Here is a 24,874-nt window from a genome sequence, read left to right as displayed (position 1 = left end):
GTGCCGCGTTTTCCTCGATGCCGGTCAGGGTTTCTCCAGCAAGCTGCGAGAGCGCTTCATCGAAGAACTCGGGCAAAAGCCTCGCCGACGTAATCGACGTTCGAGTGATTCAGACCTGCGACGCAAATGCGACCACTCGATACCGCGTACACACCGAAGTCGGATTGCAAGGATGCCACCTGGCCTGCCGACAGCCCTGTATAGGCGAACATTCCGCGTTGCGCGACAAGGTATTCGAAGTCCTTCGATGGCACGAGTTCGCTGAGCGTGTCATACAGCCGCTTGCGCATCGCTGAAATGCGAAGGCGCATTCCTTCGAGTTCGCCGGCCCACTGCTGCTGAAGGAGGCCATCGGAAAGAACGGTGGCGATGAGTCTCATCCCTTGAGTCGGCGGGCTGGAGTAGTTCCGGCGGACGGTGAACTTGAGTTGGCCGAGAACATTGGCAGCCTCCCTGGCTTTTGCACAATGCACCGTCAAGGCGCCGCAACGCTCCCCATACAGCGAGAAAATCTTCGAGAACGAGTTGCTGGCCAGGAAGTCGAGCTTTCTGCGTGCCAGCTCGCGAAGGACAAACGTGTCGTCAGCCAAGCTCTCGGCGAAACCCTGGTAGGCGATATCGACGAACGGGATAAGGCGACGCTGTTCGACCACATCGAGAATCTTGAGCCACTGGTCTCGCGTCGGGTCGACACCAGTCGGGTTGTGACAGCACGGATGAAAGAGAACGATGTCGTGTTTCGTCAGACGTGCCAGATCCTCGAGCATGCCATCGAGGTCGAGGCCTTTCGTTTCCGAATCGTAGTAGCGGTACCGACCGACCTTGAACCCCGCGCCTTCGAAGATACCGATGTGGTTATCCCAGGTCGGGTCGCTGACGAACACGGCGCTCTGCGGAAAGTGATGCCGGAGGAAGTCCGCGCCTACTTTCAGTGCGCCGCTTCCGCCCAGGGTCTGAATGACGGCGAGCGAATCGGCCGTTGCGTCGACCTCGTTTCCAAACAGCAGGCGAGTCACCCGTGACCGATAGGTTCGGTCACCTTCGATCGGCAGATAGGAAGTCGGCGCGTTGGATTCGAACACGCGCGCGGCAGCAGTCCTGACGGATTGAAGCACGGGAATTCGACCGTCCGCGTCGTAGTAGATGCCTACGCCGAGGTTGACCTTCTGCGGTCGCGAGTCCTGCGCGAATCGTTCCATCAGGCCGAGAATCGGGTCGCCGGCATAGGGCGGTACGTGCGAAAACATTGGGATGTTCCTTGAACGGGAGAACGGTCGTGAAAACGGTCTGCGTGGACGTGCGGTGCCGGGTCCTAGCGCCATGCATAGCGCGAGCCGCGCCACGGCTTGCCGGGGCCTTCGTACACGAGCTCGACGTACGCGGCCTCGATCGGCGCGCTCATGAGCCCGTCAAGCACACGGTCGACAAATGCCCACGAGTCTGGCGTACCTGCCTGCAGAAGCGCATTGCGCATCACGCTGTAGTCCAGAACGTCGTTCAGCTCGTCTGTCGTCGCCGAGGCGTTTTCGTAGCGAACCCAAACCTCGACGTTCACGTGCGTTCCATGGAGTTCGTCGCCGGGCGCCGAAGGTTTCCAGCTCCGCAGAAAGAGACGTCGACAGTCAAGGCGCCAGTCCACTGGCAGGCAGCGATGCTCGGGTTTCATGATGGCTCATGTACAGGGATGCATTGAATCTATCGTTCGCCCAATGTCTTGGCAACACTCCGAAGTTCATGATTTCTGGCCCTGTAGATGCGAAAAAATGATGCATCGATCGCTCGATTGCTTATGTAAAGTATGGACATCTGAACGATACAAGGCGGTTCACGAGCTGCCCATCACGGACCATGCGGAGCGGGATATGAGTCAGGCAACAGTCATCGACGGTGTGGCGGTGTCGCACCGCGTGCGGCAGGAAGTGTCGATTCGAGCGGAGGCGCTTCGGAAGAAGGGTGTGGTACCCGGGTTGTCGGTGATTCTGGTGGGGGACGACCCGGCCAGTGCCGTCTATGTGAGAAACAAGGTCAAGGCATGCGAGCAGCACGGATTGCGTTCCACGCTCGACCGCTTGCCGGCGGAGACGACGGAAGCGCAACTGCTCGATCGGATTCGGGAACTCAACCTGGACCCGACCGTGCACGGCATTCTCGTTCAGCTGCCATTGCCCCGGCATATCGACAGCCACAAGGTAATCGAGGCGATCGCGGCTGAAAAGGATGTGGACGGGTTTCACGTCGCGAATGCCGGTGCCCTCATGACGGGCAGTGCCCGCTTCAAACCCTGCACGCCATATGGCGTGATGAAGCTGCTCGAAGCCTATGACGTTCCGGTCTCGGGGAAGCAGGCCGTCGTCATCGGCCGCTCGAATATTGTCGGGAAGCCGATGGCGCTGCTGCTGCTCGAGGCCGGGGCAACGGTCACCATCTGTCACAGCAAGACGCCCGATCTCACCGCACATACGAGGACGGCCGACATTGTCGTGGCCGCTGTCGGAAAACGGAATGTCGTGACGGGTTCGATGATCAAGCCCGGCGCAACGGTAGTCGACGTGGGCATGAACAAGAACGACGAAGGCAAGCTCTGCGGCGACATCGATTACGCGTCGGTGCGCGAGGTGGCAGGTTTCGCGACGCCTGTTCCGGGCGGTGTCGGCCCGATGACCATCACGATGCTTCTGGTCAATACCTTGCAGTCGGCGGAGCGCGCCGCGGCCGGACGGCTGTAAGGCACCCGCTCAAACCTTCCAATCAGGTTTCCAGTTCTGCCTGACGGGTCTTGCGATCCGTCGGGCTGCCCCTGCGTATCGAATCCGCGATATCTGCCGCTGTTTTCTCATCAGATTGTTCAGCACTCCACGTTATTGAACATCGGGTTTCCGTGCCGGAATCTTGCGCGAGAGTGGCGAAGCCGCAACAACCCGAGCGTGCATGTACGCGTCGTGCATTGGTGTTTTCACTCAGTGCCCGATGCACGCGGCCCGGCGAGGCCTTATGCCACGCAGGCATTCCATAACGAATGCAGTGCATTCGTTTCTTTGGTTTGCGACGCGCATTTCGGCTTCTTAGGCTCCTCCATGCTTCATTTCGCAATGGCCAACAGTCAGGCGGTTCCTGCTCTGCCCGTAGCCACGTTCACAAAGTGCATGTCTGGAGATACAAATGAAAAAGCAACTTACTGTCCTCGCCCTGGCGCTTTCGGCGGCCCCGGCGGTTTTCGCGCAGTCGACGGTTACGTTGTACGGGGTGATCGATGAGGGGGTGAACTATACGAACAACACGGGCGGCCACAGTAACGTCGAGATGCAGTCCGGCTATGCGTACGGTAGCCGCTGGGGGATGAAGGGAGCAGAGGACCTGGGTGGCGGGATGAAAGCCATCTTCACGCTCGAGAACGGGTTCGACCTCAATACGGGACGAGCCAATCAGGGCGGCCGGATGTTCGGCCGGCAATCGTTCGTCGGCGTCTCGAGCCACTACGGCACCTTCACGATGGGCCGTCAGTACGATTCCGTGGTGGACTTTGTCGGCCCCACGACCGCGAATGGGTCGTGGGCGGGTTATCTCTTTGCCCATCCTTACGACAACGACAATACGGACAACTCGTTTCGCGTGAGCAACTCCGTGAAGTACACCAGTCCGGACCTGGGCGGCTTCAAGTTCGGTGGTGTTTATGGCTTCAGCAACACGGCCGGACAATTCGCCAACAACCGGCTGATGAGCATCGGCGCGAGCTATGCGGGCGGCCCCATCACCGCCGGCGTCGCGTACATGGATATCGACAACGTCGGCGGCAATTCGACCGGTGCGGTCGCGACCAATGACAGCAGCTTCTTTGCGGGACATCAGCGCGAAGTCGCTGCGGGTATCAACTACAACATCGCCGCGGCGACCTTGGGGTTCGCTTACAGCCATGTTCGCCTCGAGAATCCGACGGGCAACGGATACCTGACCCCGGGGACGTTTCCGACGGGCGTCAGCGTCGGCTCCCTGACCTTCGACAACTTCGAAGTCAACGCGCTTTACCACTTCACGACAGCCTTCTATGTCGGCGGCATGTACACCTATACCCGCGGCCGCTATGAGGGCAGCAACGGTAGCTCGCACCCCAACTGGAACCAGTTCGGGCTGATGGCCGACTACAACCTCTCGAAACGGACGGACATCTACGTGCAGGGTGTCTACCAGAAGGTTTCCGGTTCGACGGGCACGTTCCTCGATCAGGCGTATATCACCGGGACGGACAATTCTTCGTCGACCAGCAAGCAGTTCGTCGCGCGTGTCGCACTCCGCCACCTCTTCTGATCGGCGTTTCGGTCGATGTTCATCATGCGAGGCCGCGTGCGGCCTTGCATGTTTCCGTCCCGCTCGGTCGGCATTCCACCGGAATTGCAGGACAGGCCACTCAGGTTGGCGCGCGTCGCGGTTCAACCGCCACGCCGGGAATCCGCCTGCGCGATGCGAACCGTGTATGAAATTTCGAATGACATGACGATGCGCTGAGCCGCGTCGACGCATGGGGCACCCGGACGAGTTGACGGATGGCGTTCCTGGCCTCGAAAAACACATGCAAAGCATCAAGAATTCTCGCTTGCGCGGGTTTCTCGTACGGATTCAAATCCGCATGTAGATCAGGTCTCCGCGAACCATCCGAAACGAACACAGGCCCCCATCATGCTGTCAAATTCGCAGCTTTCCGCACTCGTCGATTCCCGTCAGCCCGGCCGGTCGCTGCCGCAACCGTTCTACACGGATCAGGCCGTATTTGACCGGGAGCTCGAACTCATCTGGGAACGTCAGTGGCTGTTTGCGGGCATGACGGCGCAGATTCCGAAGCCGGGCAACTGGTTCACGGTTCAGGTCGGCAAAAGCTCCATCCTGGTCGTTCGCGATCGCACGAAAGTCGTCCGCGCGTTTTACAACACGTGTCGTCACCGGGGCTCGCGGATCTGCGCCGGCGAGAAGGGGTCATCCGGCACGCTGGTCTGTCCGTATCACCAGTGGACGTACGGGCTCGACGGCAAACTGATGTTCGCCAAGGAAATGGGCGAGGAATTCGATACGTCGGCATTCGCTCTGCGCTCGGTGCATTGCGAGACGGTCGAGGGCTACATCTTTATTTCGCTCGCAGACGACCCCGCGCCGTTTGATGCATTCAAGGCAAAGGTGTCGCCGTATATTCAGCCTCACGGTCTCGATAACGCCAAGATCGCTCACCAGTCGACCATCATCGAAAAGGGAAACTGGAAGCTCGTCATCGAGAATAACCGCGAGTGTTATCACTGCACCGGCAGTCATCCGGAACTGCTTCGAACCATCTCCGAGTTCGATGGCCCGACCGACCCACGGTTCGGCGGGGACTACGCGGTCAAGTGCGCCAACGACGAAGCACGCTGGGATCGTGCCGGCTTGCCGCACAAGCCCATCGAAACGGACGAAGGCTACCGCCTTGTACGCGTGGCGATGGAACGCGGGTTGTCGTTCACGATGACGGGGGCGCTGGCCTGCAAGAAGCTGCTCGGAACGAACGAGGACGCGGATGTCGGTTCGCTTCGTCTCCTGCGCTTCCCCAACACCTGGAACCACGTCCTGTCGGACCATGCGGTTGCGTTCCGCGTGCTGCCTGTCAGTCCGACCGAGACCCAGGTGACGACGTGGTGGCTCGTCAACGGCGACGCTATCGAAGGAGAGGATTACACCGTCGACGAGCTCACCGCAGTCTGGGCGGCGACCAATGCGCAGGATCAGACGCTGGTGGAGGCGAACCAGCAAGGGATCAATTCGAAGGGCTATCAGCCGGGTCCGTACTCGCCTCTGGTCGAGAGCGGCGTGACCGAGTTCATCGACTGGTATCTCGACACGCTTCGGCGTGAATTGGCGGCGGCGCCCAAAGTTTTCCCAGTGGAGTGTATCGAAGCATGACCGGCAGTCCTTTCGTCGAGGCGACGTGCGTCGACATTCAACCCGAGAGCTGGAATGTGAAAACATTCCGCTTCCGCGTCTCCCGCGCCAGCCGGAAGTTCGATTTCCAGGCCGGCCAGTACGTCACGCTGGGATTGGAAATCGGCGGCGAGAATGTCTACCGTTGCTACACGGTTTCCTGTGCACCGGAAACGACGCAGGCCGGAGCGTTCGAGATCACGGTGAAGCACTCGCCGGGCGGCGTCGTCTCGACGTGGCTGCACGAGGCGCTGCAGGTTGGCGCGCGCATCCAGGCGTCGCACGCCGCAGGCGACTTCGTGGTGCCGGAAGCCCACGATGAGCCGCTGCTGTTTGTCGCCGGTGGTGTGGGCGTCACGCCATTGATGTCGATGGCTCGTCACCTGCATGCACGCGCTCGGGCTTCGGACATTCAGTTTTTCCAGTTCGCGAGAACACCTGAAGACATCCTCTTTCGCGAGGAACTGGCGGCGATGAGCGCCGCTGGAAGAGGAATGATTCCGCATTTTTATGCGTCCCGCTCAAGCTCCGGCGATTGTCAGGCAGGGAGGATGTGCGCCGACTTGCTCGACCGGGCTGTCCCCGGGTGGGAGGCTCGTCGCGTCCTTTGCTGCGGGCCGGATTCCTTCATGGCCGATATGCGGGAAGCGTTTGTGAGCAGCGGCGGAGACCCGTCGAAATTTCACCAGGAGAGCTTCACTATCCCGGACGCTCCGCCGGCCCACGTTGTCACGCGTTCAAACGTGACAAGCGTTCGGCTCTCGGAATCCGGCTTCGACGCGTCGTGCGCGCCGGGCACCACGATTCTGGATGCGGTTCACGCGTCGCGTCAGGGCGTGAAGATTCCCAATGCGTGCCGCTCCGGCGTGTGCGGCACGTGCAAGGTGAAGAAGCTCGAGGGTGACGTGGACATGCGGCACAACGGCGGCATCATGGATGAAGAGGTCGAGGAGGGGTATATCCTCGCCTGCTGCTCGGTGCCGCTCTCCGACGTCACGATCGAATACTGATGGCTAGGTCCAGAGGCTGCGTTTGCCGAAGTCGATCAGCCACTCCAGAAACGTTTGAGCGGGCGCGCTCAATTCTTCGTTTTCCGTATAGATGATGTATTCCGAGAGGCCGGTCTTGATGGAGATGTCGAGCGGTCGGACGAGCAGCGTTTCTCGTGCCTCATGCGGGATGCCGTACGCCCAGGCGAGCGCGACGCCTTTGCCGCTGCACGCGGCCCGATAGACGAGGTCGTAGTTGGATACGGTGAGGTTCTTGTGCAGAACACCCGGTTGAAATCCGGCGCCTTCGAGCCATGCGTCCCATGAGTTGAACTCGGAGATACCCGAGTCCAGTTCAATCAACTCGCATTTCAGCAGATCCTCGATTTCCTTGATGCCGTGTTCGCGTTGGTAGGCGGGCGCGCACACCGGAAAAATCTCTTCGTCGAACAGCTTCACCTTGGTGACGTTTGGCCAGTGCCCATCGCCGTATCGGATCGCGAGATCGACAGGGTCCTGCCACGGGTCCACCGGCGAATTGCTCGCCAGGACGCGAATGTCGATGTTCGGATGCTGACTCCGGAAATCGATGATGGCCGGCATCAGCCAGAAGCTGGCCATTGCATTGCTTGCCGCGATGGTCACCGTACTCGTGTCGAGCGCTTCGATCATCGTCACCGCACGACGGATCGAATTGAGACTCTGTGCGATCGCCTGCTGAAAGATGAGCCCGGCCCGGGTCAGCTGAATTTCCTTGTGGCGGCGGTTGAACAACGTCACGCCCATGCGCTCCTCGAGCACCTGGATCTGTCGGCTCACCGCACCTTGCGAGAGGTGCAGCTCCTCGGCCGCGCGCGTGAAACTCATCAGGCGTGCTGACGCTTCGAAGGCCGCGATGGTGTTCAGGGGGGGAAGACGCTTTCTTTGGCTTGCCACGTATGAGACCTCACAAGGTGCAGGTCCGCTCCCGCACTCGACGCTACATCAGGGGTTCCCGGCAATTTACTGGATTCCAAAAAAGCAGGCTACGCACAGGCCGCCGAGCGGTGTAAGGAATTTCCCTAACCCGGTGACGCCCGTCTGGCATGGCACGACGGGGAACCCCGCTGTATCGGCCGTTTGGGAATGGTTTCCCTTTGCATGAGAATTTTCATGCTCAACCTCAGCTCTTTTCGGTTTCCGCCAGATTTCTGACTACCTATTTTTGAGGCTCGAAATTCACTTCCAGTGGATGCGCACTGACGGGCCTGCTCGATTCGCTCGGGCGCAGACGAACAGATTGGAAACTGGCAAAAAATGAAATCTCACTATCAGGCAGTCGTAATCGGCGGTGGTGTCGTCGGTTGTTCCGTCCTCTATCACCTCACCAAGTTCGGCTGGAAGGACGTCGCGCTTCTCGAACGCAAGGTCCTGACCGCCGGCTCGACATGGCACGCCGCAGCAGGTTTCCACTCCATCAACAGCGACCCGAACGTGGTCCGTCTGCAGGCCTACACGATCGCGTTGTACAAGGAAATTCAGGAGGCCGGCGACCAGGATGTCGGTCTGCACGTGCCGGGCGGCGTTGCGTTCGCCGCGACGCCCGAGCGTTGGGAGTTTCTGCGTACGGAGTGGAGCCGTCATCGCTTCATGGGCATCGAGAGCGAACTCATCACGCCTGCCGACATCAAGGCGCTGTGTCCGCTCGTGGAAGTCGGCGAAGTGCTGGGCGGCCTGTGGACCCCGGACGAGGGACACCTGGATCCGTACGGCGCGACGCAGGCCTATGCCCGGGCGGCCAGGAAGCAAGGGGCCGACATTTTTCAGCAGACGAAGGTGGAGCGTCTCGAACAGCGTCCCGACGGAACCTGGAACGTCTACACGGACAAGGGCGTCATCCATGCCGAACACGTCGTGAACGCGGCCGGCCTCTGGGCGCGCGAGGTCGGGATGATGGCCGGCGTGAAGCTGCCGCTCATCCCGATGGAACATCACTACCTGATTACGGAGACGATTCCGGAGCTCGAAGCGCACGGCAAGGAAATTCCCGTCATGGTGGACCTCGACGGCGAGATCTATATGCGGCAGGAGCACAACGGTGTGCTCTTCGGCGTCTATGAGAAGAACTCGACACCCTGGTCGCTGGCCGGCACGCCTTGGGAGTACGGCGAGACCGACCTCCTGCAACCGGATCTCGAGAAGCTCGAGAACGAACTCATGAAGGGTTTCGAGCGCTTCCCGAGCGTCGGCAACGCGGGCATCAAGCGCATCGTCAACGGCCCGTTCACCTTTACGCCGGACGGCAACCCGCTCGTCGGTCCGGTTCGCGGGAAGAAAAATTATTGGGCGGCATGCGGGTGCATGGCCGGTTTCAGTCAAGGCGGCGGCATGGGCCTCGCGCTGGCCCAGTGGATGATTCACGGCGAACCGTCCGACAACGTGTTCGGTTTCGATGTCGCACGCTTCCCGAAGCTGACGCAGAACTTCGTCACCGCCAAGGCTCAGGAATTCTACGAACACCGCTTCTATCTGACCCGTCCGAACGAGCAATGGCCGGCAGGCCGGCCGATGCGTACCACGCCGCTTTACGAGTATCAGCACGAAAAGAATGCGGTGTTCGGTGTCAGCTACGGTCTGGAAACGCCGATGTGGTTCGCGCGCCCCGGCGACGATGCCGTCGAGACGCCCACCTTCAAACGCTCGAACGCGTTCGAGGTGGTCGCCGAAGAGTGCGCGAATGTGCGCGAGAACGTGGGCCTGTTCGATGCGAGCGGGTACGCCAAATACGAAGTCACCGGCCCCGGCGCGTTTGCATGGCTCGACCGCATCTTCGCGTCGAAGATTCCCGCCGTCGGTCGCGCGCGTCTTGCCCCGATGCTCGGCGAGTCCGGGCGCCTGATGGGCGACCTCACCATTCTCCGGCCGGCCGAAGCAACGTTCTTCATCACCGGGTCGGGTTATTTGCAGGAATGGCACATGCGCTGGTTCGAGTCGCATCTGCCCGCCGACGGGTCGGTGCGTGTCGAAAACCGCAGCGATTCCCTTTCGATGCTGGCTGTTGCAGGCCCGAAGGCAGCCGAACTCGTGGAGCGCCTGGTCGGCAGGACGGCCGTCGACGCGGCCAGGCCGCTGCTTTCCGTGACGAACGCCGAGGCGGGTGTGGTGCCGGTCATGATGGCTCGCATGTCGCTGACCGGCGAGTACGGCTTCGAGCTTTACTGCGAATCCACCTATGTGCGCGCGCTCTACAAACAGCTGTTCGAGAACGGCACGGACCTCGGCCTGCGCGAATACGGTGTGTGGGCACTCCTGTCGATGCGACTGGAGAAGGGCTTCGGTATCTGGTCGCGCGAATTTGCACCCGAATACACGCCGTTCCAGAACGAACTCGGACACTTCGTCGACCTCGCGAAACCCGCGTTCATCGGCAAGGAGGCGGCACTCGAGGCGAAGGACGAGAAGCCGACGCACCGGCTGGTGATGCTCGAAGTGGAAGCGACCGACGCGGACGCGAGCGGCTTCGAGCCCATCTGGATCGGCGACAACGTCGTTGGCTTTACGACGTCCGGTGGTTACGGACATACGGTGAAGAAGAGTCTCGCGCTGGGCTACATCGAGACGGACGCCATCCACGCCAACACCGGCTACGAAGTTCACGTGCTCGGCGAGCGTCGGTCGGCCAGCCTGCTCTCGCAAGTTCCCTATGACCCGACGGGCGCTCGCATGCGCGCACCGAAGTAATTCAAGGATTCGAAAGCATGAAGATTCTGGTAGGCGTGAAGCGCGTCCCCGATCCGAACGTCAAGGTTCGCGTCCGTGCGGACGGCGCCGGTGTAGATCTCGCGAACATCAAGATGGCGGTCAATCCGTTCGATGAAATCGCGGTCGAGTCCGCGGTGAGGCTGAAGGAAAAGGGCGACGCGTCCGAAGTGGTGGTCGTGTCATGCGGAACCGCTCAATCTCAGGAGACGTTGCGCACGGCATTGGCGATGGGAGCGGATCGGGCGATTCTGGTTCAGACGGATGTCGACCTTCAGCCGCTGGCCGTCGCAAAGATTCTCAAGAAACTGGTTGCCAGTGAAGCGGCGGACCTGGTGATTCTGGGCAAGCAGGCGATCGACGACGACGCCAATCAAACCGGCCAACTGCTCGCGGCCCTGCTCGACGTTCCTCAGGCGACGTATGCGTCGTCGATCGAGCGCCGGGACAACCAGCTCATCGTGGTGAAGGAAACGGACGACGGTCGGGAAACCGTCGAGATGAGCCTTCCTTCCGTTGTCACTGCGGACCTTCGGTTGAACGAACCGCGATACGTCACGTTGCCGAATCTGATGAAGGCGAAAAAGAAGCCTCTTGAGGTTGTCGATGCCGATAGCCTGGGCGTCGACATCGCGCCGCGTTTTCGCACCGTCGCCGTGCGAGAGCCCGCGTCGCGCAAGCCGGGCGAGCGGATCGCGGATGTCGCGGCACTCGTGTCGCGTCTGCGTGCCGAGACAACCTTGAACTGAAGGGACGGACATGGCCATTCTTGTTATCGCAGACGTATTCGACGACTGCCTGCTTCCATCGACCCTGAACACCCTGACGGCGGCGCGCGAAGTTGCGCACCTCAACGGTGCCGACGTCCATTTGCTGCTGGCAGGCGATCGATTCGATGCGTCTGCAAACGCTGCGTCACGACTCCCGGTTGCCAAGGTGCTGACCGCAGCCTCCGAGCGACTCGCCGACCGCAATGCCGAGGGTGTCGCAAAAACGGTGCTCGCCGTCGCTCGCGATGGTTACACGCACGTCTTCTTCAGCACGTCGAGTTTTGGCAAGAGCGTTGCGCCGCGTGTCGCGGCGAAGCTGGATGTCGCGCAGTTCTCCGACGTCACGGCGATCAAAGGGGAGTCGCTTTTCGAGCGTCCCACCTACGCGGGCAACGTGTTCGCGACGGTCGAGGCGCTTGATGCAGTCAAGGTCATCACCGTCCGTTCCACGGCATTTCCCGCCGCGCAGAGCGTAGACGCCACGGCGCCCGTCGAGCCGCGTCCCGCCGAGATCGACGCGGGTCATGCGCGAGTGACGGAACGCCACAGCGAAGTGTCGGACCGGCCGGACCTCGGGTCCGCAAGAATCATCGTCTCGGGCGGCCGCGGGTTGGGCAGCAAGGAAAACTACGACCGGGTCCTGATTCCGCTGGCGGACAAGCTGGGTGCTGCGTTGGGCGCGTCACGTGCGGCGGTCGATGCCGGCTTTGCGCCGAACGACCGCCAAGTCGGACAGACGGGCAAAGTCGTCGCGCCCGACGTGTATGTCGCGATCGGCCTTTCCGGCGCTATCCAGCACCTTGCGGGGATGCGCGATTCGAAAATCATCGTCGCCGTGAATTCGGACCCGGACGCGCCGATTTTCGGCGTGGCGGACTATGGCCTCGTCGCCGACCTCTTTACTGCCGTGCCCCAATGGCTTGAGGCCCAGTAAGCGTTGTAACTGACCGACCCCGACTCGGCTGCACGCGTCGAGTCGAACTTTTCCCAGACCCCACGAGGCACCCATGAACCACAGAAAGATTCTCGGAGTAGCGACGCTTGCCATCGGCCTTGCCAGTATCTCTGCGTCGTCGTCGGCCGCGACGACGTCGCCCTGGTGTAGTGCGGGGAAGCCCATCAAGTTCGCGGAAATCGGCTGGGACAGCGGCAAGTTCTTCACCGAGGTCGCCCGTTATGTGCTGGAGAAGGGCTACGGGTGCAAGACCGAGACCGTCAACGGGTCCAACTCCATCACGCTGGGCGCTGTCGCGACCAACGACCTGCAGGTATTCGTCGAGTACTGGAATGGCCGTACCGCCGCGGTCGAGACCGCGGCCAAGGAAGGCAAGGTCAAGCTCGTCGGGGACCTCGTCAAGGGGGGCAGCGTGGAAGGCTTCTACGTGCCTGCTTACGTCGTGCAGGGTGATCCGAAACGCAATATCAAGCCGGTCGCCACCGACCTCAAGTCCGTTTCACAGCTCGCCTCGTTGAGCAAGGCATTTCCCGATCCGGAAGACCCTGGCAAAGGCAGCATCCTCAATTGTCCGATCGGCTGGCAGTGCGAATCGGACAACTCGCAGAAGCTGAAAGCGTACAAGCTGGATGCCGCGTATACCAACACGCATCCGGGAACGGGCGCCGCCATGGATGCCACCATCGCGTCGGCGTACGAGCGCGGCAAGCCGATTGTCTACTACTACTATCAGCCGTCGACGCTGCTCGCAAAGTACCCGTCGGTCCGGCTGAGCGAACCGGCATACAACGCGCAGTGCTGGAAAACCATCAACAACAGCAAGGACCCCAATCCGTGTCCGTCGGCGTCGCCGGTCACCAATCTCAAGGTGGTCGTATCTGCGCCGTTTGCCGAAGCCGACCCGACTGCGGTGGATTTCCTGAGCAGGATGTCATTACCCATGTCGGCGGTGAATCAGGCGCTGGCGAGCATGGGCTCGACGAAGGCCGACCCGAAGACGCTCGCCATTCAGTATCTGAAGGCCAATCCGCAGGAACTTGCCACCTGGGTTCCCGCCGATGTGGCGCAGAAGGTCGAAGCGTCGATTTCGAAGTAGTCGTAATGCCCGGTGCCTCGCACGAGGCGCCGGGACCTGGAGCAAAGTGTGAAAGACATTTTCGTGTCGGTGAACCTGGCTGATGGCATCAACACAGGTTTCACCCATATCGTCCAGCAATACGCTGACCAGTTCCACGCAGTGAGCACCTGGCTGCTCGTCTGGATCCTCAACCCGGTGGAACATGGCCTCCAGGCCGCACCGCCGACGTTGCTCCTGTTCTCGCTCGGGCTGCTGGCCTGGTTCGGCACGCGGCGATTGGGGCCGACCTTGGTCCTGGTCGGCCTCACTTACGCGATCGGATGTCTCGGCCTGTGGGACAAGCTTGTTTCCACCGTATCGATCATGTTCGTGTCCGTGGTGGTGACGGTCGTCATCGGCATACCGATGGGCATTGCGATGGCGAAGTCGAAGACGTTGAGAAAGGTGCTCAATCCGATTCTCGACATGATGCAGACGCTGCCGTCGTTCGTTTATCTGATTCCGGTCCTGATGCTGTTTGGTCTCGGGCGCGTGCCCGCGGTTTTCGCGACCACCGTGTACGCGTTGCCGCCGCTGATGCGACTGACGGAGCTGGGCCTCAGGCAACTTCCTGAAGATGTGCTCGAGGCATCTCAGGCTTTCGGGGCGACGCCATCGCAGCAACTGCTTGCCGTCGAACTGCCGCTTGCGTTGCCTTCCATCATGGCGGGGCTGAATCAGGCGGTGATGATGTCATTGGCGATGGTGGTCATCGCATCGATGATCGGCGCGAAAGGCCTTGGCGAAGACGTGCTCGCAAGCATCAACAACCTGGACATGGGACAAGGCATTCAGGCGGGGTTAGCCATCGTCATGCTGGCCGTGGTGTTCGACCGCATCACCCAATCCTACGGCCGCTCGCGTCGTGAGCGTTTGAAGACATCGAAGGCGAACAGGTTGCGCGCACGCAAGTCGAGCAGCGTCGCCGCGATGGAGCAAAAGGAGGCGAAAGTATGGCTGATACGTTGATCGAGTTGCGGAACGTCTACAAGATCTTCGGCAGAGACGCATGGAGCCTTCGCGCCGCTCAGGAGGCCGCACGCAACGGGGTGAGCCGACAGGACATCCTCGAGAGCACGCAGTGCACGGTTGCCGTTCGCGACGTATCGCTCGAAATCCGCGAGGGCGAAATCTTCGTCATCATGGGTTTGTCGGGGTCGGGGAAATCCACGCTGGTCCGTCACTTCAACCGTCTCATCGAGCCGACCTCGGGGCAACTGCTCTTTCGCGGAAGAGACATCCTGAAGCTCTCGAAAGGTGAGGTGCGTCAGATCCGCCGGTACAACATCGGCATGGTGTTTCAAAGCTTCGCGTTGTTGCCGCACAAGACGGTGATGGAGAACATCGTATTCGGCAGGATGCTCAGAGGAGATCCGAAAGCCACGTCGATGGCAGACGCGCACAAGTGGCTCGAAGGTCGTATCGGGCTGCGCGGATACGGCGACAAGTTTCCGGACGAGCTTTCCGGTGGCATGCGGCAGCGCGTCGGCCTCGCGCGGGCACTGGTTTCGGACCCCGACATCCTGCTCATGGACGAAGCATTTTCAGCGCTGGACCCGCTGATTCGTTCGGACCTGCAGGATTTGCTGCTGGAGATGCAGAAGGAGTTGAAGAAGACGGTCATTTTCATCACCCATGACATCGACGAGGCGATGAAACTGGGCTCTCGAATCGCCATCATGAAGGACGGCGAAGTCGTGCAGGTCGGTACGCCCGAAGAGATTCGCGACCGCCCCGCGAACGATTACGTGCGGCGCTTCTTCAAAAAAGGTGTGCCTCATTGAGTCATTCGGAGCACACGATGAACGGACGCAAAACCGAACATTCGTCTGGGCATTCACGAGGGCACATATCGCGGACCTATCGAAACGCACTGTTGGCCGCGCACGAAGGAGAGGTGTCGGGCCGCAGTTTCTTCAGCGAGATGGCGGGCCATTATCGCAACGACTCGTATGCGAGGCGCGCGTTCTCGATATTGAGCGAGGTCGAGCATGAAACCGGCCAACTGATGCTCGACTTGCTGGTCAAGCACCGCGTCGCCTGCTCGGACCGGCATGCAGCGGAGGTCAAGGGGCTGGTGGTTGCCTGGTTGCTCAGGCCGCTCGGCTGGCATGCGCTGCTGGACGCGATGGGGCAACGCATCACGCCGGCGCTCCATCGGTTCGAGGCGCTTCGAGGCATCGCGCCGGCTGATGACCGGGCGTCGATCGAGCTGTTGCTCGAACACGAACGAGCGCTTTACGCGTTTGTGCAGCGCGATGTGTCGAGGACGAATGACGCACTTCGACCGAGCCTTCGGTACTTGCGTCGGCTCAGAAGCGCAACGCACGTGGCACGTTGAGCCGGGCCGTTCGAGATGCCGCTCGTGAAGGGTTTCGTCTCCACGGTCATTTTTCGATGAGAGGATGACCTTCACGCGTCGTATGGAAGCGCTTCCGTACGACGCGTTTTTTCGTCCAACCTTTCGTTTGTCTGGTGACGGCCGCTTGCCCTTCCCAGCCGCCGCGCGTCGGCGCTGCCTCAATTTCCTCATGCAATGCCCCAGTTCTTTCGGGTTGACTGAGCCGTTTTGGCTCGAAATGATGAAACCGGAGACCAGGAGAACCCCATGAAAGCCAAAATCGCAGGCGGCGCCATCGCCGCGATACTCATGTTTGCATGCTGCGGAACCGCAATGGCGCAGCAAGTCGTGAAGATCGGCTACGCCGGACCGATTACCGGGCCGGTGGCCCAGATCGGCAAGGACGGCGAAAGCGGCGTTCGCCTGGCCATCGATGAGGCCAATGCGAGCAACATCAGGATCGCTGGCCAGGCGGTCAAGTTCGAGCTCGAATCGCAGGACGATATGGGCGACCCGAAGACGGCCACCACCGTGGCGCAGAAGCTGGTCGACGACGGAGTCGTGGGTGTGGTTGGACACCTGAATTCCGGCGCTACGTTGCCGGCGTCGAAGATTTACTCGGACGCGGGTGTTCCGGAAGTTTCTCCCGCTTCGACCAACTCCCAGTACACGCGGCAGGGATTCAAGACCGCGCATCGCGTCATCGGCGACGACCATGACGTGGTCAGGGTGCTGGTCGCTTACGTTCTCGACAAGATGAAGGCCAGGCGGATCGCCGTCGTCGATGACCGCAGCGCGTACGGGCAATCGTTCTCGGACGATGTCGTCGCCCAGCTCAAGGAAAAGAACGTCACGCCGGTCGACCGCCAATACGTCACGACGCAGACCATCGACTTTCGCGGCGTGCTGACGGCGTTGAAGGCCAAAAATCCCGACGTAATCATCTACGCGGGCGTGGACGCCCAGGCCGGACCGATGCGAAAACAGATGATCGCGCTGGGAATGTCCAGGACGCTTATCGCCGGCTGCGCCATCGAGACCGACAAGTTCGTCGACCTCGCCGGCGGCCCCGCCAATGCCGACGGCAACATCTCGTCCGAATCCGGGTTCGCGCTGGACGCGATGCCGAAGGGCAAGGCGTTCACTCAGAAGTTTTCGAAGCATGGAAAGCCCGTCCTGTATTCGCCGTACGCGTACGACGCAACGTGGGCGTTGATCAAGGCAATGCAGGCAAGCAACTCGGTGAAGCGCGAGGACATCCAGGCGGGCTTGCGGAAAGTGAACTTCGATGGCGTGACCGGCAAGATTTCCTTTGACGACAAGGGTGATCTTCAGATTGCGCGTGTGACGATATTCAAGGTCGTCGACGGGAAGTGGAAGGGCGTGGAGTCGGTTGCCGTGTCGAAATGATGCCCGCGCGACTATTGCTGGGACAGTTTCGCTGAGATTGTGGCCGCGGGCTGCAGACCTCTTCACCCCCAGCCGGCCCGAAGATTCCACGCCGCATCGGTCACGATTGCATGGTGACAATAGTTCATATTACCGATAGAAAGGTCGGGGTAATATTTTCGAAGTCCAGGGGCAGCCGGATCGAAAGCAATGCATCCGTCCATGCAATGTTTTATTCGCGCTTGTCATTGGATAACGCGTGGCGATATTGAGTGAATATCGCCTCGGCGTCGTGAATCCATCCAGATCGCTTCTGAAACAAAACCCATGCAAACCAAACTCATTTCCGCGCTGTTGCTCGCGGGCGCCGCCACGGCTTCGCAAGTCGCATCTGCAGCCGACGGCACGATTACGTTCACCGGCAGCGTAACCGCGCAAACTTGCACGATCAACGGCAACGGCAGCAACTCGAACAACTTCAATGTTCCGCTGCTGAACGTGTCGACCAGCGCGCTGGCCGCCGCGGGCCAAACTGCCAGCGCCAAGGCGTTCAGCATCGCGCTGACGGCCTGCACGCCGGCGTCGGGCAAAGTCCACGCCTACTTCGAACCGGGCCCGACGGTCGACACCGCCACCGGCAACCTGTTCCTGAACGCAGGCGGCGCGACCAACGTCGAGATTCGCCTGCTGAACGGCGACTATACGCCCATCAAGCTTGGTGCCGCAGACGCTTCGCAGAACTCACAGTCGGTTGCAATCACCGCTACCGGCACCGCCACGCTGAACTACCTCGCGGAATACTACGCCACCGGCGCCGCAACGGCCGGTGCGGCGACGTCGAGCGTCATGTACTCGCTCGTTTATCAGTAATCGGTTATTTAGAAATACATAATAAGGTAGGGCGGGGCGAAACGATTTCGTTCCTCCCCTCCTGTACGCTACCTGCATCGATCCAAACCATGAAGTCCCGAACAGCACTCAGATCCTTGATCGCCGCCGTGTGTATCGCATGGCTCGGTTACCTGGCGACACCCGCCGACGCGTCGGTGGTGATCGGCGGCACGCGCGTGATCTACGGTGCGGGCGAATCCGAGGTCACGCTCAAACTGTCGAACGCAGGCCAGGCGCCGGCGCTCGTGCAGTCATGGGTCGATGCAGGTGACGTGCGCAGCGCACCGTCCAATATCAAGGTGCCGTTCACCGTTACGCCGCCGATTGCGCGGATCGATTCGTCCAAGTCGCAGACGCTGCGCATCGTCTATACCGGCGAGCCGCTGCCGGAGGATCGCGAGTCGGTGTTCTGGCTCAACGTGCTCGAAGTGCCGCCCAAGGCGAGCGCGGCGGATGCGGACATGAACCGGATCCAGCTCGCGTTCCGCTCGCGCATCAAGGTGTTCTATCGCCCGGACAAGCTCAAGGGTTCGTCGGCCGATGCGCCGGCGCAGCTCACGTGGCGCCTCACACAGGCCGACGGCAAGCCGGCCATCGAGGTACATAACCCGACGCCGTTCCATGTCTCGCTGACCATGATCAGCGTGCAGTCGGGCGGCCATCGCGCGATCTTCGACGATGGCGGCATGGTCGGGCCGGGCGAGACGCGTGCGTTCCCGCTGAAGGGTGATGTGCCCGATGCGGCCGGCGCCACCGTGCACTACACGGCGTTGAACGACTACGGTGGCGCGGTCAGCAGCGAGGCGCCACTGCGGTCAGGCACCGCGGCACCGTTGCAATGATGCGCGGCTGACCTCTCCGATTGCGCGCGGCGCGGCTAGCGCGCCACGTCCCTCCTATCGCAAGACCCAGCATGCTCGCCCCGGGCAGGGCGCAGGCTTGCTCACGCTCGGCTGTCTATCGTGATCCAACGTATATCTAGCTTGCCGCTGTCCATGCACTGGCGTCCGCGCCCGTGCTGCCTGCTCGCACTGGCGATGTTCGCATCGACTGGTGTGATGGCGGCGACCACGGATGCCACGCAAGTGGCGGAAGTCCAGTTCAACGATCTGTTTCTGCAGCGCCCGGGCGGCGCGCGGGTGGACGTGAGCCGCTTCGAGAAGGGCAATGTCGCGTTGCCGGGTTCGTATCGCGCCGATCTGTTCGTCAACACGAACTGGATCGGTCGCGCCGAGATCACGCTGCGCCAGGTAGGCGACAACCCGAACAACGTCCAGCCCTGCTTCAATCGCGACCTGCTGCAGCAAGTCGGCGTGGATCTCGCGAAGCTGTCTCCCGAGGCGACGCACATGCTGACGGACCCGAACCAGGCTTGCGCGACGATCGGCATGCTGGTGCCGGACGCGGTTGCCACTTTCGACAATGGCGAGCAGCGGCTCGACGTCAGCATCCCGCAGGCGTCGCTGAGCCGCGCGGCGCGCGGCTACGTGGACCCGCGCTACTGGGACGAGGGCGTGCCGGCCGCGCTGCTGTCGTACAACGGCAATATCTATCGTGCCGAGAACCGGGGCGCCTCGTCGACCCAGGCGTTCCTGGGCCTCACCGCCGGCCTGAACGTCGGGCCCTGGCGCTTCCGCCACAACGGCAACACTACCTACGACTCGCGCGGCGGCCCGCACTACCAGAGCGTGCAGACCAGCCTGCAGCGCTCGATCGCGCGCCTGAAGGCGCAGTTCGTGATCGGCGACGCGTTCACCGACGGCACGATGTTCGACAGCGTGGGTTTTCGCGGCGTGCAGCTCGCCAGCGACGAGCGCATGTATCCGGAATCGCAACGCGGTTACGCACCGACCATTCACGGCATCGCCAACAGCAATGCGCTGGTACAGGTGCGCCAGAACGGCAACGTCATCTACAGCGCCAACGTCGCGACCGGCCCGTTCGTGATCGACGATCTCTATACGACCGGTTATGGCGGCGACCTCGACGTCATCGTGACCGAGGCCGACGGCAGCATCCACACCTTCAAGGTGCCGTATGCGTCGGCCGTCAGTTCGCTGCGGCCGGGCGTCACGCACTTCAGCGTGACGGCCGGGCAGTACCGCAGTCCGCTGCTGTCGAGCAAGCCGGCGCTGTTCCAGGCGACCGTCCAGCATGGATTCACCAACCTGATCACCGGCTACGGCGGCGTGACGGCTGCGCCCGGCTACGTGGCCGGCGTGGTCGGCGCCGCGCTCAATACCCGGCTGGGCGCGTTCGCGCTCGACATCACGCAGGCCAATACCGATTTGCCCGGCATCGGCACGCGCCACGGCCAGAGCGTGCGGATCTCGTACAGCAAGCTGATCAGCCCGACCCATACCAATATCGCGGTGGCCGCCTATCGTTATTCGAGCAGCGGCTACCTGGGCCTGCAGGACGCGATGCAGTTGCGCGGCCAGCAGACGGGCGGCGTGAGCGGTCTGCTGTCGGGCGGCGTGCGTCGCGGCCAGTTCCAGGTCACGCTGAACCAGAGCTTGCCGGAGGGTTGGGGCGCTTTCTACCTGTCGGGCTCGACCGTCAACTACTGGAATCGCGGCGGCAACGACACCCAGTACCAGGCCGGCTACAACAATAATTTCCGGCGCATCAACTACGGCGTGTCGGCCGCGCGCCAATTCGACGTGACGCAAAACCGCTGGGACAACCGTTTCATGCTGAACGTGTCGATCCCGCTGAACCTCGGCTCGCGCACGGTGTACTCGTCGACCAGCCTGCAGCACGATTCCCGTGGTTCGACCGTGGTCCAGCAGTCGATGACGGGCGCGCTCGGCGTCGACAACGCGCTCAGCTACGGCGTGAACGTCGGCCAGACCAGCGGCGGCGGCGCGCGAGCGGCGACCAACGTGGGCGGCAACGTGTCCTACATGTCGCCGTATGCGACCGTCACGGGCAATGCGTCGACGGGCACCGGCTTCAAGCAGTACGGCGGCGGCATCTCGGGCGGCATGGTGGCCTATGCGGGCGGCGTGGCCTTTACGCCGACCATGGGCGAGACCGTCGCGATCGTCGAGGCCAAGGACGCGCACGGGGCACGCGTGACGGCCGGCAGTGGGCTGCGCGTCGATCCGTTCGGTCATGCGCTGGTGTCGAGCCTGACGCCGTTTTCGACCAACGAGGTGGAGATCGATCCCAAGGGGGTGCCGATGAGTGTCGAGCTGAAATCGAGCGCGCAGCACATCGCGCCGACCGCAGGCGCGGTGGTGCGACTGAAGTTCGAGACCGAGGGCGGCGGGCGCGCGGTGATCATGCGCGCGCGCATGGCCGATGGCGAGCCGGTTCCGTTCGGCGCCGAGGTGAGCGATGCGGCGGGGCGGAACGTCGGCACCGTGGCGCAGGATGGCCGCATCGTACTGCGCGGCGTGAAGACCGACACCGGCACGCTGAATGTGAAGTGGGGCGATACGGTCGCCGAGGGCTGTTCGATGTCGTACACGCTGGCGACGGCAAGCAAGACGAGCAAACAACGCTGGACCGATGCGGAAGCGGTATGCACGAAATGAGCGAAGCGGGCGCGATGGACCTGGGAAAGATCATGAAACGAAACGAGACGCCGGCCTCGATGCGCAGGCACGCAAGATCGGCGCGAGGCTCGGGCCGCCTGGCGGTTTGGCTGCTCACGCTGGCGGTGCTGATGCTTGGCCTTGGCACACGTCCCGTGTTCGCCGCGAGCATAAGCTGCTCGGGAACAGCGCAGACGGTAATGCTGGCGATGCCGTCCTCGGTGACGATCCCGCGCGATGCAGCGGTTGGCACCCTTCTGACCGGCTGGGTCAGCACGTCGAATGTCACCAACTACTACACGTGCACGGTGTCGGGTGTGGTGTCCTCGGGTATGGTCTTCGAACCGCAGTCGATGACCAGGGCCGGCATGACCGTGGCCGCGCCAAGTGGTGCAACCTATACCGTCTGGAATACCAATGTGCCTGGCGTCGGTGTCGCGATTGGCGCGGCTACTTTCGCGAACCAATGCGGAAACCAGCCCTGGAGGGATCTCGGCGTTCCGCTTTCGACATTCCCCAGTCCGTGGACGGGCACCGCCTGCAACACAACCGGCACGGTTTCTTCGATCACCAACGGTGGCCAGGTCCAGGCGGCGCTGGTCAAGACCGGCCCGATCACCGCGGGCACCGTGACGGGCGGCGTGCTGGTCGTGGGGGCGTCTGCAACGAATACCGGCGGCTCCGTCTATACGGTCGCCGCGTCGCCACTCGTGTCGTTTTCGCTAACCCCAACCATCGTCAACGTCGCGGCTTGCGTCACGCCGAACGTGACGGTCAACATGGGTTCGTATATGCAGTCGGCATTCAAGGGCATCGGCTCGACCACTTCACCGGCCATTCCGGTCACCGTGGCTGTCAATGCCTGCCCGTCGGGCCTGAACACGATCCAGTATCAGTTCATCCCGGTGAATGCCGTGCTCGACAGCACCAACGGCGTGCTGGCGCTGTCGAGCGATTCGACGGCCAGCGGCATCGGCCTGCAACTGAAGGACAACAACGGCAATGCGCTGAAGTACAACACGCAGTACACGCTGACGAGCTACAGCAAATCGACAGGCGGGTCCTACACGATCCCGCTCAAGGCCACGTACTACCAGACGTCCGCCAGCGTGAAGGCCGGCAGCGCGAATGCGGTGCTGACCTTCACCATGACGTATCAGTAAGGCAGGCGCAGCGGGTTTTGACGCATACGGAGCTTGCCCCTGCATGACCAGGCACGCGGTCACGCTGCGGTTGGGGAATTCGCTTGCGGGCAAGACTCGCGCGGCGCGAGCAGTAGTTCACTCCACCGTCACCGACTTAGCCAAATTCCTTGGCTTATCAATATCCGTCCCCCTCGCCAACGCCGCGTGATACGCCAGCAACTGCATCGGCACCGTATGCAAGATCGGCGAAAGCGGCCCGTAGTACTCATTGAGCCGAATCACCTCGATCCCGTCACTCGGCACCAACCCACAGTCCACATCCGCGAACACAAAAAGCCGCCCATTCCGCGCACTGACCTCATGCATGTTCGACCTGAGCTTCTCGAGCAGCATGTCATTCGGCGCAACCGCAATCACCGGCATCTCGTTGCTGACCAACGCAAGCGGCCCATGCTTCAGCTCGCCCGCCGGATAAGCCTCCGCGTGGATATAAGAAATCTCCTTCATCTTCAGCGCACCTTCGAGCGCGATCGGGTAATGCATCCCGCGCCCGAGAAACAGCATGTTGTCGCGTCTTGCGAGCAGTTCCGACCACGCCATGATCTGCGGCTCCAGCGCGAGCACCTTCGACATCGCATCGGGCAGATGCCGCAATGCACGCAGATGCTCCTTCTCCTCATCGTCACTCAACCGCCCGCGCACCTGCGCAAGCGACAGCGTGAGCAGGAACAGCGCGACGAGCTGCGTCGTGAACGCTTTCGTCGAAGCCACCCCGATCTCGATACCCGCACGCGTGACGAACTGCAGCGCACATTCACGCATCAACGCACTCGTCGCGACGTTGCAGATCGCGAGCGTATGCATCATCCCGCTCTGCTTCGCGACATGCACGGCGCCGAGCACATCGGCCGTCTCGCCGCTTTGCGACACCGCGACGACGAGCGTGCGCGGATTCGGCACGCTGTCGCGATAACGAAACTCGCTGGCAATTTCTACACTCGCCGGCAGCTTCGCGATGCTCTCGATCCAGTACTTCGCGGTCAGCGCCGCGTGATAGCTGCCGCCGCAGGCGAGCAGCAGCACCGAATCGACATCGTTGAATACGCGCCACGCACCGTCGCCGAACAGCTCGGGCATGATCGACGCGACGTCGAGCAGCGTATCGGCCACCGCCTGCGGCTGCTCGAAGATCTCCTTCTGCATGTAGTAGCGGTACGACCCGAGATCGGCCGCGCCGCTATGCGCGGCGACCCGCTGCACCGCGCGCTCGACGCGCTGGCCGGCCGCATCGACGATCCAGTAGCGATGCAGCTGGATATCGGCGACGTCGCCGTTCTCCAGATACGCGATGCGATCCGTGATGCCCGACAGCGCAATCGCATCGGATGCGAGGAAGTTCTCGCCTTCGCCGACGCCGACCACGAGCGGCATCCCGTCGCGCGCGCCGACGATCCGGTGGGGCTCGTCGCGGCACATCACCGCGATCGCGTAGCTGCCGCGCAATCGCGCGACGGCGCGGCGCACCGCGTCGAACAGGTCGCCGTCATACAGGTGGTCGATCAGGTGTGCGATCGCCTCGCTGTCGGTCTGGCTCGCGAACACGTAGCCGTGCGCCTGCAGTTCCGCGCGCAACGGGTCGCAGTTCTCGATGATTCCGTTATGCGACAGCGCGATGCGCGCGTTGGCGTCGCTCGGCGAGAAGTGCGGATGCGCGTTGAGCGTGACGGGCGCGCCGTGCGTGGCCCAGCGCGTATGCGCGATGCCGGTGTAGCCCGACAGCGCATGCTCGGCGATCTCGCGCTGCAGGTTCGCGACGCGGTCGACGCTGCGGGCCCGCGCCAGCGCACGGTCGCGATAGACCACGACGCCGCACGAGTCGTAGCCGCGGTATTCGAGCCGCTTCAGGCCGTCGACAAGGTTCGGCAGGATGTCCCGCTGGGCGACCGCCCCGACAATTCCACACATATCGCGCTCCGTAAATGTCCTGTCTGGATCAGTGAGAGCGATGGTAGAGGTGGTCGAATGGAATTAAATTTCAAAATACAAGAATAAATGAAACA

Annotated in this window: 20 protein-coding genes; 16 read left to right on the top strand and 4 right to left on the bottom strand. The window is 61.9% G+C overall.

The window, feature by feature from the left end:
• Positions 1-56: 56 nt before the first annotated feature.
• Both H3H55_RS30235 and H3H55_RS30230 read right to left on the bottom strand, forming a co-directional pair.
• Positions 57-1,247 (bottom strand): aromatic amino acid transaminase, encoded by a 1,191-nt coding sequence (locus H3H55_RS30235; protein WP_193101408.1) that lies wholly within the window; start codon positions 1,245-1,247, stop codon positions 57-59.
• Between the two features lie 65 nt (positions 1,248-1,312).
• On the bottom strand, positions 1,313-1,666 hold the full coding sequence (locus H3H55_RS30230; RefSeq protein WP_193101406.1) for a hypothetical protein: 354 nt from the start codon (positions 1,664-1,666) through the stop codon (positions 1,313-1,315).
• Positions 1,667-1,862: 196 nt separating this feature from the next.
• Between H3H55_RS30230 and folD the strand changes: the two genes are divergently transcribed.
• From folD to H3H55_RS30210, 4 genes are all read left to right on the top strand, one after another.
• Positions 1,863-2,726 carry a bifunctional methylenetetrahydrofolate dehydrogenase/methenyltetrahydrofolate cyclohydrolase FolD gene (folD, locus tag H3H55_RS30225; protein WP_193101404.1) on the top strand — a complete coding sequence of 288 codons (864 nt, stop codon included), beginning with the start codon at positions 1,863-1,865 and terminating at the stop codon, positions 2,724-2,726.
• A gap of 433 nt (positions 2,727-3,159) precedes the next feature.
• Positions 3,160-4,302, top strand: a complete 1,143-nt coding sequence (locus tag H3H55_RS30220; RefSeq protein WP_193101402.1) for a porin — start codon at positions 3,160-3,162, stop codon at positions 4,300-4,302.
• 369 nt (positions 4,303-4,671) lie between these two features.
• On the top strand, positions 4,672-5,919 hold the full coding sequence (locus tag H3H55_RS30215) for an aromatic ring-hydroxylating oxygenase subunit alpha (RefSeq protein WP_193101400.1): 1,248 nt from the start codon (positions 4,672-4,674) through the stop codon (positions 5,917-5,919).
• Positions 5,916-6,947 carry a flavin reductase family protein gene (locus H3H55_RS30210; RefSeq protein ID WP_193101399.1) on the top strand — a complete coding sequence of 344 codons (1,032 nt, stop codon included), beginning with the start codon at positions 5,916-5,918 and terminating at the stop codon, positions 6,945-6,947. Before H3H55_RS30215 ends, H3H55_RS30210 begins: the two co-directional genes overlap by 4 nt.
• A 3-nt stretch (positions 6,948-6,950) precedes the next feature.
• Here the strand turns inward: H3H55_RS30210 and H3H55_RS30205 are convergent, their stop codons facing one another.
• Positions 6,951-7,862, bottom strand: a complete 912-nt coding sequence (locus H3H55_RS30205) for a LysR substrate-binding domain-containing protein (protein ID WP_193101398.1) — start codon at positions 7,860-7,862, stop codon at positions 6,951-6,953.
• A gap of 360 nt (positions 7,863-8,222) precedes the next feature.
• On the opposite strand from H3H55_RS30205, the gene H3H55_RS30200 reads away from it, so the two are divergent.
• The 12 genes from H3H55_RS30200 (at position 8,223) to H3H55_RS30145 (ending at position 22,832) form a co-directional block, all read left to right on the top strand.
• Positions 8,223-10,646: a GcvT family protein gene (locus H3H55_RS30200; RefSeq protein WP_193101396.1), complete on the top strand. Its 2,424-nt coding sequence runs from the start codon at positions 8,223-8,225 to the stop codon at positions 10,644-10,646.
• A gap of 17 nt (positions 10,647-10,663) precedes the next feature.
• Positions 10,664-11,413, top strand: coding sequence for an electron transfer flavoprotein subunit beta/FixA family protein (locus H3H55_RS30195; protein WP_193101394.1), 750 nt, complete (start codon positions 10,664-10,666; stop codon positions 11,411-11,413).
• A 10-nt stretch (positions 11,414-11,423) separates the two neighbouring features.
• Positions 11,424-12,368, top strand: coding sequence for an electron transfer flavoprotein subunit alpha/FixB family protein (locus H3H55_RS30190; RefSeq protein ID WP_193101392.1), 945 nt, complete (start codon positions 11,424-11,426; stop codon positions 12,366-12,368).
• A 73-nt stretch (positions 12,369-12,441) separates the two neighbouring features.
• Positions 12,442-13,485: a glycine betaine ABC transporter substrate-binding protein gene (locus H3H55_RS30185; protein ID WP_193101390.1), complete on the top strand. Its 1,044-nt coding sequence runs from the start codon at positions 12,442-12,444 to the stop codon at positions 13,483-13,485.
• Between the two features lie 48 nt (positions 13,486-13,533).
• Entirely contained in the window at positions 13,534-14,475 is a 942-nt protein-coding gene (locus tag H3H55_RS30180; RefSeq protein WP_193101388.1) for an ABC transporter permease, read from the top strand.
• Complete coding sequence (locus H3H55_RS30175; protein ID WP_193101386.1) at positions 14,460-15,290, top strand: quaternary amine ABC transporter ATP-binding protein; 831 nt, start codon at positions 14,460-14,462, stop codon at positions 15,288-15,290. Before H3H55_RS30180 ends, H3H55_RS30175 begins: the two co-directional genes overlap by 16 nt.
• Positions 15,291-15,307: 17 nt before the next feature.
• Positions 15,308-15,847 (top strand): hypothetical protein, encoded by a 540-nt coding sequence (locus H3H55_RS30170; RefSeq protein ID WP_193101376.1) that lies wholly within the window; start codon positions 15,308-15,310, stop codon positions 15,845-15,847.
• A 267-nt stretch (positions 15,848-16,114) separates the two neighbouring features.
• Positions 16,115-17,257 carry a branched-chain amino acid ABC transporter substrate-binding protein gene (locus tag H3H55_RS30165; protein WP_193101375.1) on the top strand — a complete coding sequence of 381 codons (1,143 nt, stop codon included), beginning with the start codon at positions 16,115-16,117 and terminating at the stop codon, positions 17,255-17,257.
• 306 nt (positions 17,258-17,563) lie between these two features.
• Positions 17,564-18,106 carry a fimbrial protein gene (locus H3H55_RS30160; protein WP_129516474.1) on the top strand — a complete coding sequence of 181 codons (543 nt, stop codon included), beginning with the start codon at positions 17,564-17,566 and terminating at the stop codon, positions 18,104-18,106.
• 89 nt (positions 18,107-18,195) lie between these two features.
• Positions 18,196-18,969, top strand: a complete 774-nt coding sequence (locus H3H55_RS30155) for a fimbria/pilus periplasmic chaperone (protein WP_193101374.1) — start codon at positions 18,196-18,198, stop codon at positions 18,967-18,969.
• 153 nt (positions 18,970-19,122) lie between these two features.
• Positions 19,123-21,669 (top strand): fimbria/pilus outer membrane usher protein, encoded by a 2,547-nt coding sequence (locus H3H55_RS30150; protein ID WP_193102236.1) that lies wholly within the window; start codon positions 19,123-19,125, stop codon positions 21,667-21,669.
• Positions 21,657-22,832 carry a fimbrial protein gene (locus H3H55_RS30145; protein WP_193101373.1) on the top strand — a complete coding sequence of 392 codons (1,176 nt, stop codon included), beginning with the start codon at positions 21,657-21,659 and terminating at the stop codon, positions 22,830-22,832. Before H3H55_RS30150 ends, H3H55_RS30145 begins: the two co-directional genes overlap by 13 nt.
• Before the next feature lie 117 nt (positions 22,833-22,949).
• Here the strand turns inward: H3H55_RS30145 and glmS are convergent, their stop codons facing one another.
• Complete coding sequence (gene glmS, locus H3H55_RS30140; RefSeq protein WP_193101372.1) at positions 22,950-24,779, bottom strand: glutamine--fructose-6-phosphate transaminase (isomerizing); 1,830 nt, start codon at positions 24,777-24,779, stop codon at positions 22,950-22,952.
• Positions 24,780-24,874: the final 95 nt, after the last annotated feature.

The organism is Burkholderia sp. Z1, from assembly GCF_014893795.1.
Lineage (GTDB): Bacteria > Pseudomonadota > Gammaproteobacteria > Burkholderiales > Burkholderiaceae > Burkholderia > Burkholderia theae.
Note: the sequence above shows the minus strand (reverse complement) of the source record. Positions and strands in the feature narration are given on the sequence as shown.